Consider the following 16,448-nt stretch of genomic DNA (forward strand, 5'->3'; position numbering starts at 1 on the left):
ATGCGAGAAGAGCTTCAGCGATACCTGGAAGACACCTTCCTCTTCGAGTTCGGCGGCGACGTCACCCCGGAAACCAACCTGTTCAGCATCGGGATCATCGATTCGTTCGGATACGTCCAGATGATCCGGCACCTGGAGAAGGAGTACGGCATCCGCTTCACCGACGACGAGCTCCTCTCCAACGTGCTGGTCTCGCTCAACAGCATCCTGGCCTGTGCCGAAGCCAAAAGGGCCGGCCGCTGATGTGCGGGATCGCCGGCTTCTTCCGTGCGCCGGAGGCGCCCGAGCGCTATCCGGCCCTGATGACGCGCATGCTCGCCCTGCTCGCGCACCGCGGGCCGGACGAAGCCGGCTACTACGTCTCCGACGTCGCCGGCCTGGGTACCGCGCGGCTGAGCGTGATCGACCGGAGGTCCGGCACCCAGCCGCTCGGCAGCGGCGACGGCCGCTACTGGATCTGCTGCAACGGCGAGCTGTACAACTACCGCGAGCTGCGGCGCGAGCTCGAGGCCCTTGGACGCCGCTTCCGCACGGCCTCGGACACCGAAGTCGTGCTGCAGGCCTGGATCCATTGGGGTGAAGCTTCCCTGCCCCGCCTCGACGGCGCCTTCGCGTTCGCAATCCACGACACCCGCGACGGCTCGATGGTCCTGGCGCGGGATCGCTTCGGAGAGCGTCCCCTCTTTTACGTCCTGCACGAGGGCCGGCTCCTGTTCGCCTCGGAGATGAAGGCGTTCCTGGCCTTCGAGCGCGTTCGCTTCGCCTTCGACTCCGCCCAGCTGGCAACGATCTTCACCACCTGGACTCCGCTGCCGCACCAGACCGGGTTCGCCGGCGTCGAGCAGCTGCCGATGGGAGAGTTCCTGGTGGTCGACCGCGGCGGCCGGTCGCGGCGCGGCGCCTACACGACGCTCGACCTTCAGGGTCGTGGCGCGCCGGCCACGGAAGGGGAGGCGATCGAGAAAATCCGCGACACGCTGCGGGCGAGCGTGGCGCTGCGGATGCGCAGCGACGTCGAGGTGGGGGTCTACCTCAGCGGAGGCGTCGATTCGTCCATCGTGGCGGCGCTGGCCACCGACGCCGCGGGCCCTCCCCTGCGGACGTTCTCGGTGGCGTTCGAGGAGACGCAGTTCGACGAGTCGGCCGAGCAGCGGGCGGTCGTGGAGCGCCTCGGCACCGCGCACACCACCGTGCGCGTGGGCAACGGCGACATCGCCGACCACTTTCCGCGCGCGGTCTTTCACGCCGAGGTGCCGGCCTTCCGGACGGCGTTCGTGCCGATGTTCCTTCTGTCCCGGGCCACGCGCGACGCGGGGGTCCGGGTGGTCCTCAGCGGCGAGGGCGCCGACGAGGCGTTCCTCGGCTACGGGATCTTCAAGGACACGCTCCTGCTGTCGTCGTGGAACAGCCTGACCACGGAGGAGAAGAAGGCGCGGCTGGCCCGGCTGTATCCGTACCTGGACCACTTCAGCGGCGGCGGCGAGCACGGCCGCCTGATGGGGCTGTACCAGCAGTTCTCCGCCGAGCGCACGCCCGGCCTCTTTTCGCACGAGATGCGGCTGCAGAACGGCCGCTTCTCCACGCGGCTGCTGCGCGACGCGCCCGACCCGCTTCCCTCGCTCGTGCAATGGCTGGGCGCCCAGCCGGGGTTCGGCGCACTCACGCCCGTGCAGAAGGCGCAGTGGCTGGAGTTCAGGACCCTCCTGCCGGGATACCTGCTGTCGACGCAGGGCGACCGGATGGCGCTCGCGCACGGCGTGGAGAACCGCTGCCCCTACCTCGACCCCGCCGTGGTGGCCGTGGCCGCCGCGACCAACCTGCGCTTCGACGACGGGTTCGACGAGAAGCGGCTGCTGAAGAGGGCGTTCGGCGACCGGCTGCCGCCCGCCGTCCTGGCGAAGGGGAAGTTCCCGTACCGCGCCCCCGACGTGGCCGCGTTTGCCGAGCGCCGCGGCGACACGCTCGACCTGCTCTGCGACGCGACGCTCGCGCGGGTGGACTGCCTGGATCCCGTCTTCGCGCGCGCCCTGGTGAAGAAGGTGTTCTCGACCCCGCCGGGCCAGGTCAGCACGCGCGAGAGCCAGACCTTCGTCTTCCTGATGTCGCTGGTCTGGCTGCACCGCTACTTCGTCAGGCGCGAGGGGCTCCCGGATCCGGAGGAGCGCGCGACGGAGCGAACGCTCGTCAGGGTGGTCGACGAGCGCACCGGCGCGGTGCGGCGCCGCATGGCCCGCCGCCCGGCGGAGGCCGGGGCGCCATGACCGCCGTCGCCATCATCGGCATCGCCGTCCGCTTTCCCCAGGCCGACGATCCCGGACAGTTCTGGGAGCACCTGGCCACCGGACGGTGCCTGATCGGCACGCTTCCGGCCGGGCGCCGCGGCCCGGGGACGGAGGGCTTGCGCGCGGCGACGATCGACGACGTCGAAGGCTTCGACGCCGCGTTCTTCCGCGTCTCGCCGCGCGAGGCGGAGATGATGGACCCGCAGCAGCGCATCGCCCTGGAGCTGGCCTGGAAGGCCATCGAGGACGGCGGCTACCGTCCGGGCGCGCTCGCCGGCGCGAACGTGGGCGTGTTCATGGGCGTCGGTGCGTCGGACTACGCGGAGCTGACGGCGCGGCACCAGGCCCATTCGGACGCGTACATGCCCACGGGCACCTCGCATTCGATCGTGGCGAACCGCGTTTCGCACCTGCTGGACCTTCGCGGGCCGAGCCTGGCCGTGGACACCGCCTGTTCGAGCTCGCTCACGGCCGTCCAGCAGGCGGTGCTGGCGCTGGAGCACGGCGAGTGCTCGATGGCGCTGGCCGGGGCGGTGAACCTGTGCCTGTCGGCGAGCCGCTTTACGGCGTTCCGCAAGAGCGGACAGCTGTCGCGCGACGGCGCGAGCCGCGCGTTCGATGCGGCGGCCGCCGGCTTCGTACGGGGGGAGGGGGGCGCGGTGCTCGTGCTCAAGCCGCTGGCCGACGCGGTCGCCCACGGCGATCCCATCCACGGCGTCATCCGTGCCGTCTCCACGCGCCACGGCGGGAAGACCCACTCGCTCACGGCCGTGACGCCGACCACGCAGGAAGCGCTGATCGTCGACGTTTACACGCGCGCCGGGATCGATCCCGACACCGTCGACTACCTGGAGGCCCACGCGCAGGGGGCGCTGCTCGGCGATCCGATCGAGATCCAGGGACTGAAGCGCGCCTTCGCGCGCCTCGGCGCGACGCGGCCGTGCGGGGTGGGCTCGGTGAAGGGGAACGTCGGCCACCTGGAAGCGGCGGCCGGGATGGCCGGCATCGTCAAGGTCCTGCAGGCGATGCGGCACCGCATGCTGCCGGCCACGTGCGGGTTCGAGACGCTGAACCCGCTGATCCAGCTGGAGGGGAGCCCGTTCTACGTGGTCGGCGCGGCGCGGGAGTGGCCGTCGCCCGGGCGGGCGGGGGTGAGCACGATCGGGTTCGGCGGGGTGAGCGGGCACGTGGTGCTGGAGCCCCCGCCGGCCCCCGCGGGCGACCCGGGGGGCCCCGGCCACCCGGGGCCGCACGTGGTCCCTCTCTCGGCGCGCACCGGCGAGGCGCTGCGGGCGTACGCGCGCGCGGTGCTCGCTTCGCTGCAGGCGGGGACGGACCTCGCATCGCTGGCGCACACGCTTCAGACCGCGCGCGACGCCATGGAAGAGCGCGCGGCCTTCGTCGCGGAGACCTCCGAGGAGCTGCGCGCCAGGATCGAGGACTTCCTCCGCGACGGAACCGGGACGCGCGCGGCGGCGGGGGCGCCCTTCCTGGACCCTGGCGAGGCGAGGCTGCTCACGGCCCACTGGGTGGAGCAGGGCCGGGCCGACCGGCTCGCCCGGGCCTGGTCGCACGGCCTGGACGTGGACTGGGCGCTGCTGTACGGCGATACGAAGCCCGTCCGGATCCATTGCGCGACCTACCCGTTCACGCGGACGCCGTACTGGCTTCCGACGGGGGCGGATCCCGCGGAACGCGGCGCCCCGGCCCCGGCCCGGGCATCCGCTCCGGCCCCGGCCCTGGATTCGAACCCGGCCTCGGTGCGCGGCCTGGTGGTCCGGACGCTTGCGGCGAAGCTCGGGCTCGGCGCCGGGGCGATCGACCCGGAGGCGGCGTTCGCCGACTACGGGCTCGACTCGATCAGCGCCGCGGGGGTCGTCCAGACGCTCAACGAGCACCTGGGCACCGACCTGAGCACCACGAGCCTCTTCGCCCACGCCAGCGTCGACCGCCTCACGAGGCACCTGGAGGCCGGACAGCCCCGCCCCTTCCCTTCCCCGCCGCCGTCGCCGGAAACCGGGGCGGCGGGGGGGGCCGGTCCCTCCCCCATCGCCGTCGTCGGGATGAGCGGGCGCTTCGCGCGCTCCGACAACGTCGAGCAGCTCTGGGGGCACCTGGCGCGCGGGGCGGAGCTGGTCGGCGAAGTGTCCCGCTGGCCGCCACGCCCCCAGTGGCAGTGCTCGCGCGGCGGGTTCCTTTCCGACATCGACCGGTTCGACGCCCCCTTCTTCCGCATCGCGGGGGCCGAAGCCACGGCCATGGACCCGCAGCAGCGCATCTTCCTGGAGGAGGCCTGGCACGCGCTGGAAGACGCCGGGCACGCGGGCCGTGCGATCGAGGGGAGCCGCTGCGGCGTCTACGTGGGGTCGCAGGGGACGGACTACGGAGCCCTCTTCGGCGCCGAGGCGCCGGCACAGGCGTTCTGGGGGACCTCGGATGCCGTGATCGCCGCGCGCATCGCCTATTTCCTGGACCTGCAGGGCCCCGCCGTGGGGGTGGACACCGCCTGTTCGAGCTCGCTCGTGGCCATCCACCTGGCGTGCCAGGCGCTGTGGAGCGGCGAGGTCGACATGGCGCTGGCCGGGGGCGTCTTCGTGCAGTCCACGCCGTCGTTCTACGACGCGGTGAACCGCGCCGGGATGGTGTCGCCCACCGGCCACTGCTACGCGTTCGACGCGCGCGCGGACGGCTTCGTTCCCGGCGAGGGGGCGGGCGTGGTGGTGCTCAGGCGCCTGGCCGACGCCCTTGCCGACGGCGACGCCGTGCACGCCGTCATCCGCGGCTCGGGGATCAACCAGGACGGCCGGACCAACGGCCTGGCGGCACCCAGCGCGCAGTCGCAGGAGCGGCTGGAGCGCGAGGTGTACGACCGCTTCGGGATCGACCCGGCCGGCATCCAGATGGTGGAGGCGCACGGGACGGGGACCATCCTGGGCGATCCGATCGAGCTGGAGGCGCTGACCGGCGCCTTCCGCCGTTCCACCGACCGCACGCGCTACTGCGCCCTCGGCTCGGTCAAGGCGAACATCGGCCACACCACCACCGCCGCCGGGGTGGCCGGCGTGCTCAAGGTCCTGCTGGCGCTCCGGCACGGGCAGATCCCGCCGGCACCGCACTGGGAGCGGGCGAACCCGGCCATTCCCCTGGACGACAGCCCGTTCTACGTGAACACGACGCTGATCCCCTGGGAGGCGGAGGGTCCGCGCCGCGCCGCGGTCAGCTCGTTCAGCTTCTGCGGGACCAACGCCCACCTGGTCATCGAGGAGGCGCCGGCGATCCCGCGGGCGCCCCGGCCCCCGCGCGCCTATCCGGTGGTGCTCTCGGCGCAGAGCGAGGCGCAGCTGCAGCGCCAGATCGACGAGCTGCGCGCGCACGTGGACGCGCATCCCGGGCTGGACCTGGGCGACGTCAGCTACACGCTGCTTACGGGACGGCGGCAGCTCCCGCACCGCTTCGCCTGCCGGGCGGAGACGCTGGCCGAGCTGTCGGACGCGCTGCGGGAACGGCGGGCGAGCGAGGCTGGCGCGGACGAGCCGTTCGGGAAGGGGTACCGGCGCGTTTCGCTGCCGGGGTATCCGTTCGCCGGCGAGCGCTACTGGCCCGCCACGGCTCCGCGCGGGGCGACGCACTACACGGGGAGCGAGTTCTTCCTGGACGGGCACCGCATCGACGGGCGCAGGGTGCTACCGGCGGCCGTGTGCCCCGACCTGGTGCGCGCGGCGCTGCCGGACCCCGGCCCGCTGGTGCTGCGCGACGTCGTGTGGCTGCGGCCGCTGGTGGTGGGCGAGGGGGGAACGAGCGTCCGCGTGGTGCTGGCCGCGCCGGACGAGTTCACGATCGAGGCAGACGAGCCCTGCGTGCGCGGCACGGTGGCCGCGCTCTCCGATGCGCCCCCCGAGCGCGCCGACCTCGCCGCGCTGCTCGCGTCGTGCCCCGACGGCGAATGGACGGGTGAAGAGTGCTACCGCCGCTTCGCCGCGCTGGGCATGGAGCACGGGCCGGCCATGCGCGGGCTGAGCCGCGTGCACCGTGGGCCGGGGCGGGCGGTGGCGCGCGTCGCCGCGGCGAGCGCCGTGGCGGCGCTGGACTGCGCCCTCCAGGTGGCGCTCCTGCTGGCGCTGGAGGCCGAGGAGAACGCCACGGCGGCACCCATGCCGTTCAGCGCCGAGGCCATCGAGCTGCGCCGGGCCGTCCCGGGGAGCGCGTGGGTCCACGTCCGCCGGCGCCCCGGCCGCCTGCACGTCTTCGACATCGACCTCCACGACGACGACGGGGAGCTGTGCCTGCGGATGGCGGGGCTCACCGAGAAGTTCGCCGACGGGGTTCGCCCGGCGCCGCGCCTGGTGTACGCGGTGCCGCGGTGGGAGCGGCGTGACGTGGAGGGACGGCCGGACCCCGCGAGGGTGCACCTGATGCTGGCGGGGCTCGACGGGGCCGCCCTGCGGGAGGTGGCGGAACGCACCGCCGCCGCGGCCGAGCCGCTCGACACGGAATGGATGCCGGTGATCGAGCGTGCGCAGGCCGTGCTCCGCGATCGCGACTCCGGCCCCGTGCGGCTGCTGGTGATGGCCCCGGACGCGCGCTTCGCGCCGCTGGCCGCGCTCTTCCGCACGGCGCGGCTGGAGAACCCGAAGCTCCGCGGCACCGTGGTCACGATCCCGGATCTCGCCGGGTGGGCGCCGGAAGCGGTGGCGCGGATCGCGGCCGGCGAGCACGGCGAGGACGAGGTGCGCTACGACGCCTCCGGCGCGCGGTACGTCCGCCGGCTGGCGGAATGGACCCCGCCGGGGGGGCCGGGCACTCCCGCGGCCGTCCCCGGCGGCGTCTACTGGATCACCGGCGGCATGGGCGGGCTCGGACGCATCGTCGCCGCCCACCTGGGGAAGACGCCCGGCGTTCGCCTGGTCCTCACCGGCCGCTCGGCCCTCACGTCCGACGGCTCCGCGTTTCTGGAGACGCTGCGCCGGGCGGGGGCACGGGCGGAGTACCGCCAGGCGGACGTCACGCGGCGCGCCGACGTGCACCGGGTGGTGGCGGAGATCCGCGAGCGCCACGGGCGGCTGGACGGCATCGTCCACGCGGCGGGGGTGCTCCGCGACGCCTGGCTGCTGAAGGACACGCGCGACGCGATGGAGGCCGTGCTGGCGCCGAAGGTCGACGGCACGACCCTCATCGACGAGGCCACGCGCGGCTTCGGCCTGGACTTCTTCGCCCTTTTCTCCTCGGTCGCCGCCGTTCGCGGCAGCCCCGGCCAGGCCGTCTACGGCGCGGCGAACGCGTTCCTCGACGCCTTCGCCGAGCAGCGCCGCGGACCCGGGCGCACGATCTCGATCAACTGGCCGCTGTGGGCCCAGGGAGGGATGAAGCCGCCGTCGCCGCGGGCGGACGCCGAGGCGATGGCCACGGCGGACGGCCTGGCCGCCTTCGAGGTGGCGCTGCGGGGGTTCTCCGGCGCGCGGATCGGCGTGGAGGTGGGCTCGTGGCGGGTGGCCGCCGCGGCCCCGGCCGCCCCGCCGGACGCCGCACCCGTTGCGCCGCGTGCGGGCGGGACCGCCGCCGACGCGCTCCCCCTCGTCCGGTCCCTTTTCGCCGAGGCGGCCGGGATCGACCCGGCGCGCCTGCGCGCCGACGTCCGCCTGGACGAGTACGGCCTGGACTCCATCCTGGCCGTCTCCGTCACCCAGCGCCTGGAGAAGGAGTTCGGCCCCCTGCCGAAGACATTGTTCTTCGAGCACGTGGACCTGGACGGCGTGGCGGAGTTCCTGGCGCGCGAGGGCCGCGTGGCGGTGTCCCGCGCGCCCGTCGAGGCTTCCCCCGTCGAGGCTTCCCCCGTCGAGGCTTCCCCCGTGGAGGCTTCCCCGGTCGTCGAAGGTTCCCCCGCCGCCGATGCTTCCCCGGCCGTCGCGGTTTCCCGGGCCCCGGCGCCCCCGCCCGGTTCGCGCGACGTCGCCATCGTGGGCCTCTCCGGACGCTATCCCCACGCGGAAAACCTGGACGAGCTCTGGAGACTGCTCGACGAAGGGCGCGACGCCTTCGAGCCGCCACCCTCCGACCGCTGGGACCCGCGCGCGCTGTACGCGCCGACTCGCGACGTCCTGGGCAAGAGCACGATCCGCACGGGCACCTTCCTGCGCGGAATCGACCGGTTCGACCCCCGCTACTTCAGCATCTCGCAGCACGACGCGGAGCTCATGTCGCCCGAGGCGCGGCTGCTGCTGCAGGTGGGGGTGCAGGCGCTGGAGGACGCCGGCTACTCGCGGGAAACGCTGCAGCGCCGCTACCGCGGCAACGTGGGCGTGCTGGTGGGCACGATGAACAACCACTACCTGCTCTACGGGTTCCAGAGCCTGCTGCGGCGGGGGGCGCGGGCCAGCGGCACCCTGGCCGGGGCCATTCCCAACCTCCTCTCGTACTTCTACGGCTTCAGCGGCCCGTCCCTGTTCGTCGACGCCATGTGCGCGTCGTCGCTGGTGGCGATCCACCAGGCGGTGCAGATGCTGCGCGGCGGCGAATGTCCGATGGTGGTGGTGGGGAGCGTCAACCTGATGCTGCACCCCTACAACCTGGTCGCCACCTCGCAGGAGCACTACACCACCACCACGGGCGAGAAGATCCGCAGCTACGGGCTGGGCGCCGACGGCACCATCGTGGGCGAGGGGGCCGGCGCCCTGGTGCTGAAGCGGCTGGCCGACGCCGAGCGGGACGGCGACCACGTCTACGGGGTGATCCGGGGGAGCGCGGTCACCAACGCCGGCGTGCGCAACGGCTTCACCGTCCCCAATCCGCACATGCAGGCGCTGGCCATCGAAAAGGCCCTCGCCGACGCCGGCGTGGACCCCCGGAGCATCTCCTGCTTCGAAGGCCACGGCTCGGGGACCAGGCTGGGCGACCCGATCGAGATCAAGGGCGCCACCCTGGCCTTCGAAAAGTGGACGAGCGAGCGCGGGTTCTGCCCGGTGGGGTCGGTGAAGTCGAACCTGGGCCACCTGCTGGCCGCGGCGGGGCTGGCCGGGGTGACCAAGGTGCTGCTGCAGATGAAGCACCGGCGCCTCGTGGCCTCGGTGAACGCGGAGGAGCTGAACCCGGCCATCCCCTTCGCGGAGTCCCCGTTCTTCGTGCAGCGGACGGGCGCCGAATGGGTGCCGCCGGCCGGGGCGCCCCGCCGCGCGGGGGTCACCTCCATCGGCGCGGGGGGGATGAACGCGCACCTGGTGATCGACGAGTACGAGGCCCCGCCCCCGGCCGCGGCGGCCCGCGGCGGGCCGCACCTGATGGTGTTCTCGGCCATGAACCCGCGCCGGATGACGGCGTGGCTGGAGCGGATGCGGGCCTTTCTCGACGCGCATCCGGACGTCGACCTGCGGTCGCTGGCGTACACGCTGCAGGCGGGACGAAACGCGCTCCCCTGCCGCCTGGCGTTCGTGGCCGCCGACCTGGCCGGGGTACGCCGCCGGCTCACCGACCGCGCGGGTCTGCCGTTCACGGAGAACGTGGCCCTGGAGGCGGCTGCGTACGACGCCGCCGAGGTGAGCGCGGCGGCCGGGCGCGGCGACCTGGAGGCCGTGGCGCGGTACTGGATCGCCGGCGCCGCCATCGACTGGGACGCGCTTCACCCCGGAGCGCAGCCGCGGCGGCTCTCGCTCCCCGCCTATCCGTTCGAGGAGACCCGCTGCTGGTATCCGGAGCTTCCCGATGCTCCGTCGCTTCTGGACCCGATCGGCTTCGCCGCGAAGCTGCACCCCTTCGTCGGCCGCAACGAGTCGGGCCTCGCCGGGGTGCGGTTCACCCTCGACGTCCACCCGGACGAGCTGCTCGACTACCACCACGAGGGGGAGATCGTCGGCACCTTCGTCCTGGACGCGGCGCTGGCCGTCGCCAGGCTGGCCGGCGTGGAGGGCCCGCTGGAGCTGCGCGACGTGCACTGGCTGGCGCCGATCGAGTGGACGACGGCCACGCGCCTGCTGTACCGCCTGGAAAGCCGCGGAAACGAGCGCTGGTCGCTGGCCGTTTCCACCGGCGTCGAGGCGATCCGCCTCGAGCTCGCGCGGCCCGGCTCCGCGCCCGTTTCCCCCGTGCCGGCGGGCCGGCGGTGGGACGTTGCCGAGCCACCCTTCCAGCAGGACCACTTCAAGCGGAACGTCACGCTTCCGGCGCCGCTCCTGGTGGTGATCGCGCAGTCGGCGGGACCGCTGCGGTCCATCGGCCGACTGCGCCTGCTGCGCCCCGCCGCCGAGACGCGCTCCGTGGTGCTGGACGGGGACGAGATGGCCCTCGTGGGCGCGGACGGCGAGATCGTCGGCCACCTTTCCGGCATCCGCCGGGCCGGCTCCGCCGCCGGCGGGTCCGCTTCCCCGGCCACCGGCGCCGGCCCCTCGGTGGAGCAGGTCCTGAAGGTGCAGGTCGCGGCCATCGCCAAGTTTTCCGTGGACCAGATCGACCACCGCACGCCGATCCAGTCGTACGGCCTGGACTCCATCGCCCTCACCACCCTGGCCGGCCGCGTCAACGACGCGTTCGGCGTCGCGCTCACCCCCGCCGTCTTCTTCGAGCACCCCAACGTCGAGTCGCTCGCCGGACACCTGCGCGGCGTGCGGCAGCCGGAGCGGCCGGCGCCGATCGCGGCCGCCGCCCCACGCGCGGCGGTCCGGCGGGAGGGCGCCGTCGCCATCGTCGGAATGGCGGGCCGCTTCCCGCAGGCCGATTCCATCGAGGAGCTGTGGGACCACCTGGTCGCGGGCCGCGACCTGATTACCCCCTTCCCGCGCGAGCGGTACGACGCCTTCTACCGGGACATCGTCGACCGGGCGGACTTTCCGAAGTACGCCGGCGTGGTGCGCGACGTGGACGCGTTCGACGCCGCCTTCTTCCGCATCTCGCGGCTCGAGGCCGAGCTGATGGACCCGCGACACAGGCTGGCGCTGGAGACCGTCTGGCACGCGCTGGAAGACAGCGGCCATCCACCGTCGCGCCTGCCGGAAAGCACGGCGGTCTTCTTCGGCATCTCCGGCTCCGATTACGCCAACCTGCTCTCGGTGCACGGCGTCCCGGCCGACGCGTTCATCGCCACCGGCAACGAGCACTCGATGCTCGCCAACCGCATCTCCTTCCTGCTCGACATCCACGGCCCCAGCCAGCCGGTGGACACGGCGTGCTCGAGCTCGCTGGTGGCCATCCACCGGGCGGTGGAGACGCTGCGCTCGGGGCGCTCGGCGATGGCCATCGCCGGCGGGGTGAACCTGCTGCTGAGCGTGGACACCTCGGCCGCCGCGCAGATGGCCGGCATGCTGAGCCCGGACGGCCGCTGCCGGACCTTCTCGCGCGACGCCGGCGGCTACGTGCGCGCCGAGGGGGTGGTGGCCCTGGTCCTCAAGCCGCTGGCCGACGCCGAGCGCGACGGAGACCGCATTCACGGCGTGATCCTGGCCAGCGCCGAAAACCACGGCGGCCGCGCCGGCTCGCTCACCGCGCCCAACGTGAAGGCCCAGGCGCGGCTGATCGAAGCGGCGATGAGCGGGATCGACCCCGCCACCATCGGCTACGTCGAGGCGCACGGCACCGGCACGCCCCTGGGCGACCCCGCCGAGGTGAGCGCGCTGCGCCGGGCGTACGCGGCGCTGCCGGCCGAGGGGCCGGTCCGCTGCGCCCTGGGGTCGCTGAAGACCAACATCGGCCACCTGGAGGCCGCCGCCGGCGCCGCGGGGGTGGTGAAGGCGCTGCTGGCCATGCGCCACGGCGAGCTCCCGGCGACGCTGCACTGCGGCGAGCTCAACCCGCACCTGGAGCTGGAGGGAAGCCCGTTCTGGGTGGTCCGCGAGCGCACGCCGTGGCCGCGGCGGGCCGACGCCCCCCGCCGCGCCGCCGTCAGCAGCTTCGGCTTCGGCGGCGCCAACGCGCACGTGGTGCTGGAGGAGTACCCCGCCCCGGCGCCCGCCGAGCGCGCGTACGGCGACGCCGCGGAGCTCTTCGTGCTCTCCGCGCGCGACGAGGCGCAGCTGCGCCGGCTGGCCGCGGGGCTCGCCGACTGCGCGGCCCCGCTCCCCGCCATCGCCTGGACGCTCCAGGCGGGCCGCGAGCCCATGGAGGCGCGCTTCGCCTTCCGTGCCGCCGGGCGCTCCGCCTTTCGCGACGGCCTGGCCGCCTGCGCGTCGGGGCCAAGGCCGGCACCCGTTCCCGAGGACCCCGTCCTGGCGCGGTGGATGTCGGGCGCCGATGTCGACTGGGCCTCGCTGTGGACCGGCGGGCACCCGGTGATGGCGGCGCTGCCGCCGTATCCGTTCGCGCGCGAGCGGTACTGGATCCCGCGTCCGGAGGCGCCGTCGCTCGACGAGGCGGCGTACGTGCGCGAGCTCGAGATGCTGCTCGAAGGAGGCCGCCCGTGAGCGGGACGCGCTCCTTCCGCCCCGTCTGGGTCCCGTCGCGCGACGCCGCGCCGGGTGCGCCCTCCTTCGCCCGGCGCCTGGTGCTGCTGTGCGACCCGCCGGCCGACTGGCGCGCGGCCGTGGAGGGCGGCGACGCCGATTGCGATTGCGTGGTGCTGCACAGCGACCGTGCCGGCGCGGACGAGCGCTACGCGATGACGGTCAGCCGGCTGCTGAGCGAGCTGCAGCGCCTGATGACGGGGCGGCGCCCCGGCAACACGCTGGTCCAGGTGGTGTCGCTGGGCGCGGATGCACTGCAGTTCGCCCCCGGCGTGATCGGCCTCCTGCGCACGGCGCACCTGGAAGACCCGGGGATCCACGGGCAGACGATCGAGCTCGACGAGTGGCCGGGGGCGGAGGAGCTGCGCCACCTGCTGCGCACGGGCGGCGAGCAGGTGGCGTATCGCGGGGGCGCGGCGTGGGTGCGCGGGTGGGAAGAGGCGCCGGCCGCGGAGCGGGTGCCGCCCTGCTGGAAGGAGGGCGGCGTGTACCTGGTCACCGGCGGCGTCGGCGGCCTGGCCCGCCTCTTCGCGCGCGACGCCCGGGAGCACGGCGCGCACGGCGTCCTGGCCGGCCGCGCGGAGTGCGACGTCACCGACCGCGCCGCCGTCGACGCGCTGCTGGCCTCCATCGTCTCGGCGCACGGGCGGCTCGACGGCATCCTGCACTGCGCGGGGCTCATCGAAGACGCGTGGATCATCCGCAAGACGCACCAGTCGCTGCGGCGCGTGCTGGCGCCCAAGGTCCAGGGAACGCTGAACCTGGACCTTGCCAGCCGCCACCTGCCGCTGGACTTCCTTGCGCTCTTCTCCTCCAACGCCGGTTCCCTGGGCAACGCCGGGCAGGCCGACTACGCGGCGGCGAACGGCTTTCTGGACACCTACGCCGCGTGGCGCGACGGGCGCCACGGCCGGACGGTCTCCATCGCCTGGCCGCTGTGGGCGGAGGGCGGAATGCGGGCCGAGGGGCACGCCGCCATCTCGGCCGCCGCCGGGCTCCAGGCGTTCCACCGCTGCGTTGCGTCGGGATGGGCGCACGTCCGCGTGTCGGCCGCGCCCGCCGCCGTTCACGAGGGCGAGCACGGCCTGGCGCGCGACGCCGCGCGCTCCTCGCCTTCCGCGGCGGCCCAGGCGGAGGAGGCCGAGGTCGAGGCGATCGAGGTCGAGGCTGCCCAGGTCGAGCCAGTCGAGGTCGAGCCTGTCGAGGTCGACGGGGTCGAGGCCGAGGTCGACGGGGTCGAGGCGGCCACGGCCGGAGCCGCAGCGGACGTGCTGCACGTCCTGAAGGAGCTCTTCGCCTCGGTGATCAAGCGCCCGGTCGAGAGCATCGACGCGGGGGAGGCTCTGGAGCGGTACGGGATCGACTCCATCGTCGTCACGCGGCTCAACCAGCGGCTGGAAGCGAGGTTCGGTCCGCTCCCGAAGACGCTGTTCTACCAGCATCCCACGCTCGCGGCGCTGGCCCGCCACCTGGAAGAGCGCTCCGCGCCCCCGGCGAGGCCCGCCGCACGCCCCGCGCCCGCGCCGGCGCGCGAGCCGATCGCGATCATCGGCATCGCCGGGCGCTACCCCCAGGCGCCGACGCTCGACGCCTTCTGGCGCAACCTCGAGGCCGGCCGCGACTGCGTCACCGAGGTCCCCGCCGACCGCTGGCCGCTCGACGGCTTCTACGAGCCCGATCCCGCCCGGGCCGTTCGCCAGGGAAAGAGCTACAGCAAGTGGGGCGGGTTCCTGGACGGCATCGCCGACTTCGATCCCCTGTTCTTCAACATCGCGCCACGCGACGCCGCGCAGATGGACCCGCAGGAGCGGCTGTTCCTGGAGGCATGCTGGGAGGTGGTGGAGGACGCGGGGTACACGCGCGCCTCGCTGGCCGCGCGCCACGGCGGGCGCGTGGGGGTGTTCGCCGGGGTCACCAAGAGCGCGGCCCTGCGCTTTCCGCGCTCCACGTTCGCCTCCATCCCCAACCGCGTCTCGTACGTCTTCGACTTCCGCGGCCCCAGCCTGCCCGTCGACACGATGTGCTCGTCGTCGCTCACCGCCATCCACGAGGCGTGCGAGCAGATCTTCCGCGGCGAGTGCGAGGTGGCCATCGCCGGGGCGGTCAACCTGTACGTCCACCCCTCGGCGTACGTGGAGCTGTGCGCGCAGCAGATGCTTTCGCCCCGCGGACGCTGCCGCAGCTTCGGACTCGGCGCGGACGGCTTCGTCCCCGGCGAAGGGGTGGGGTGCGTGCTGCTCAAGCCGCTGTCGCGGGCGCTGGCCGACGGCGATCACGTCCACGCCGTGATCCGGGGCACGGCCGTCGGCCACGGCGGCCGGACGCACGGCTACACGGTGCCCAGCCCCGGCGCGCAGGCCGCGCTGATCCGCGGCGCCCTGGAGCGCGCCGGCGTGCACCCCCGCGACGTGAGCTGCATCGAGGCGCACGGCACCGGGACGGAGCTCGGCGACCCGGTGGAGGTCGCCGCCCTCGCCGACGCGTTCGGGACGGCGGGAGGGCAGTCCTGCGCCCTCGGTTCGGCCAAGTCGAACATCGGCCACCTGGAGGCGGCGGCGGGGATGGCGGGGCTCACCAAGCTGGTCCTGCAGATGCGGCACGGCAGGCTGGCCCCCACGCTGCACGCCGACGAGGCCAATCCCAACATCGACTTCGCGGCCTCGCCCTTCGTGCTGCAGCGCCAGGGCGCGGAATGGGCGCGTCCGCGCGTGGCCGGGGTCTCGTCGTTCGGGGCCGGCGGCACGAACGCGCACGTGGTCGTCGAGGAATACGTGGCGCCCGTACCGCGCACCCGCGCGCCACGGGCGGTGCCGGTGCCGCTCTCCGCGCGCACGGGCGAGGCGCTGCTCGCCTACGCCCGCAAGCTGCTCGACGCCCTCGCCCGCGGCGAGCACGACCTGGAGGACCTTGCCTGGACGCTGCAGACCGGGCGCGAGCCGATGGAGGAGCGGCTCTGCTGCGTGGTGTCGTCGCCCGACGAGCTGCGCGAGGCGATGCGCGCCTTCGTGGAGGGGGTGCCCTGCGCCGCGCTGCACCGGGGCACCGCCGCCGTGCCCAGGGAAACGCTCGCCCGCATCGACGCCGATCCGCGGCTGGCCGGGCTGCTGGACGGGTGGCGGCGCGGCGGCGACATGGCCCCGGTGGCGGCGCTCTGGGTCAAGGGCCTCCCCGTGCCGTGGGAGCGCCTGCAACGGGGCGAGCCGCGGCGCCGCGTGGGCCTTCCCACCTACCCGTTCACGCGCAGGCGCTGCTGGCCGGACGATGGGGGCGCCTCGCCGCGGAAGACGATTCTCGACCACCTGGCGCACGCGCTGCAGGTGCCGCCGGAGGAGATCGACCCGCGCCGCCCCTTCGCGGACTACGGGCTCGACTCCATCCTGGGCGTGCGGCTGGTCGAGTCGCTCAACCAGGCCTTCGGGACGGCGCTCGACACCACCACCCTCTTCGACCACGCCACGCTGGAGCGGCTGGAGCGGCACGTGGCCCTGGCCCGCCCCGCGGCGGGCGCCGCGGGGGAGCGGGCGGCCGAGGCGCCGGCGCGGGACCCCTTCCCCGAGCCCATCGCCGTCGTGGGGATGGCGGGCCGCTTCGCCGGCGCGGCCGACCTGGGCGAGCTGTGGGAGCACCTGCGCCGCGGCGCCGACCTGGTGGAGGACGCCACCCGCTGGCCCCTGCCGCCCGGCGTGGCCTGCCGCAGTGGCGGCTTCCTGGCCGACGTCGATCGCTTCGACCCGCTCTTCTTCAACAT

The 16,448-nt window shown here is 74.2% G+C and carries 4 protein-coding genes (1 of these 4 running past the window's edge); all 4 read left to right on the plus strand.

Annotated elements, in window-relative coordinates:
• Tightly spaced (each overlapping or abutting the next), the 4 genes in view from VF632_RS09665 to VF632_RS09680 form a layout consistent with a single transcriptional unit that may run on beyond the window.
• Positions 1 to 243, plus strand: coding sequence for an acyl carrier protein (locus tag VF632_RS09665; RefSeq protein ID WP_331022671.1), 243 nt, complete (start codon positions 1 to 3; stop codon positions 241 to 243).
• Positions 243 to 2,261, plus strand: a complete 2,019-nt coding sequence (asnB, locus tag VF632_RS09670; protein ID WP_331022672.1) for an asparagine synthase (glutamine-hydrolyzing) — start codon at positions 243 to 245, stop codon at positions 2,259 to 2,261. Before VF632_RS09665 ends, asnB begins: the two co-directional genes overlap by 1 nt.
• Positions 2,258 to 12,661 carry an SDR family NAD(P)-dependent oxidoreductase gene (locus tag VF632_RS09675; protein ID WP_331022673.1) on the plus strand — a complete coding sequence of 3,468 codons (10,404 nt, stop codon included), beginning with the start codon at positions 2,258 to 2,260 and terminating at the stop codon, positions 12,659 to 12,661. The genes asnB and VF632_RS09675 overlap by 4 nt, the downstream gene beginning before the upstream one ends.
• Positions 12,658 to 16,448 carry the 5' portion of an SDR family NAD(P)-dependent oxidoreductase gene (locus tag VF632_RS09680; RefSeq protein ID WP_331022674.1) on the plus strand. It continues 9,589 nt past the right edge of the window, so only the first 3,791 of its 13,380 coding nucleotides appear in the window; the start codon lies at positions 12,658 to 12,660; its stop codon lies beyond the right edge, outside the window. The genes VF632_RS09675 and VF632_RS09680 overlap by 4 nt, the downstream gene beginning before the upstream one ends.

Source organism: Longimicrobium sp., assembly GCF_036388275.1.
Classification (GTDB): Bacteria; Gemmatimonadota; Gemmatimonadetes; order Longimicrobiales; family Longimicrobiaceae; genus Longimicrobium.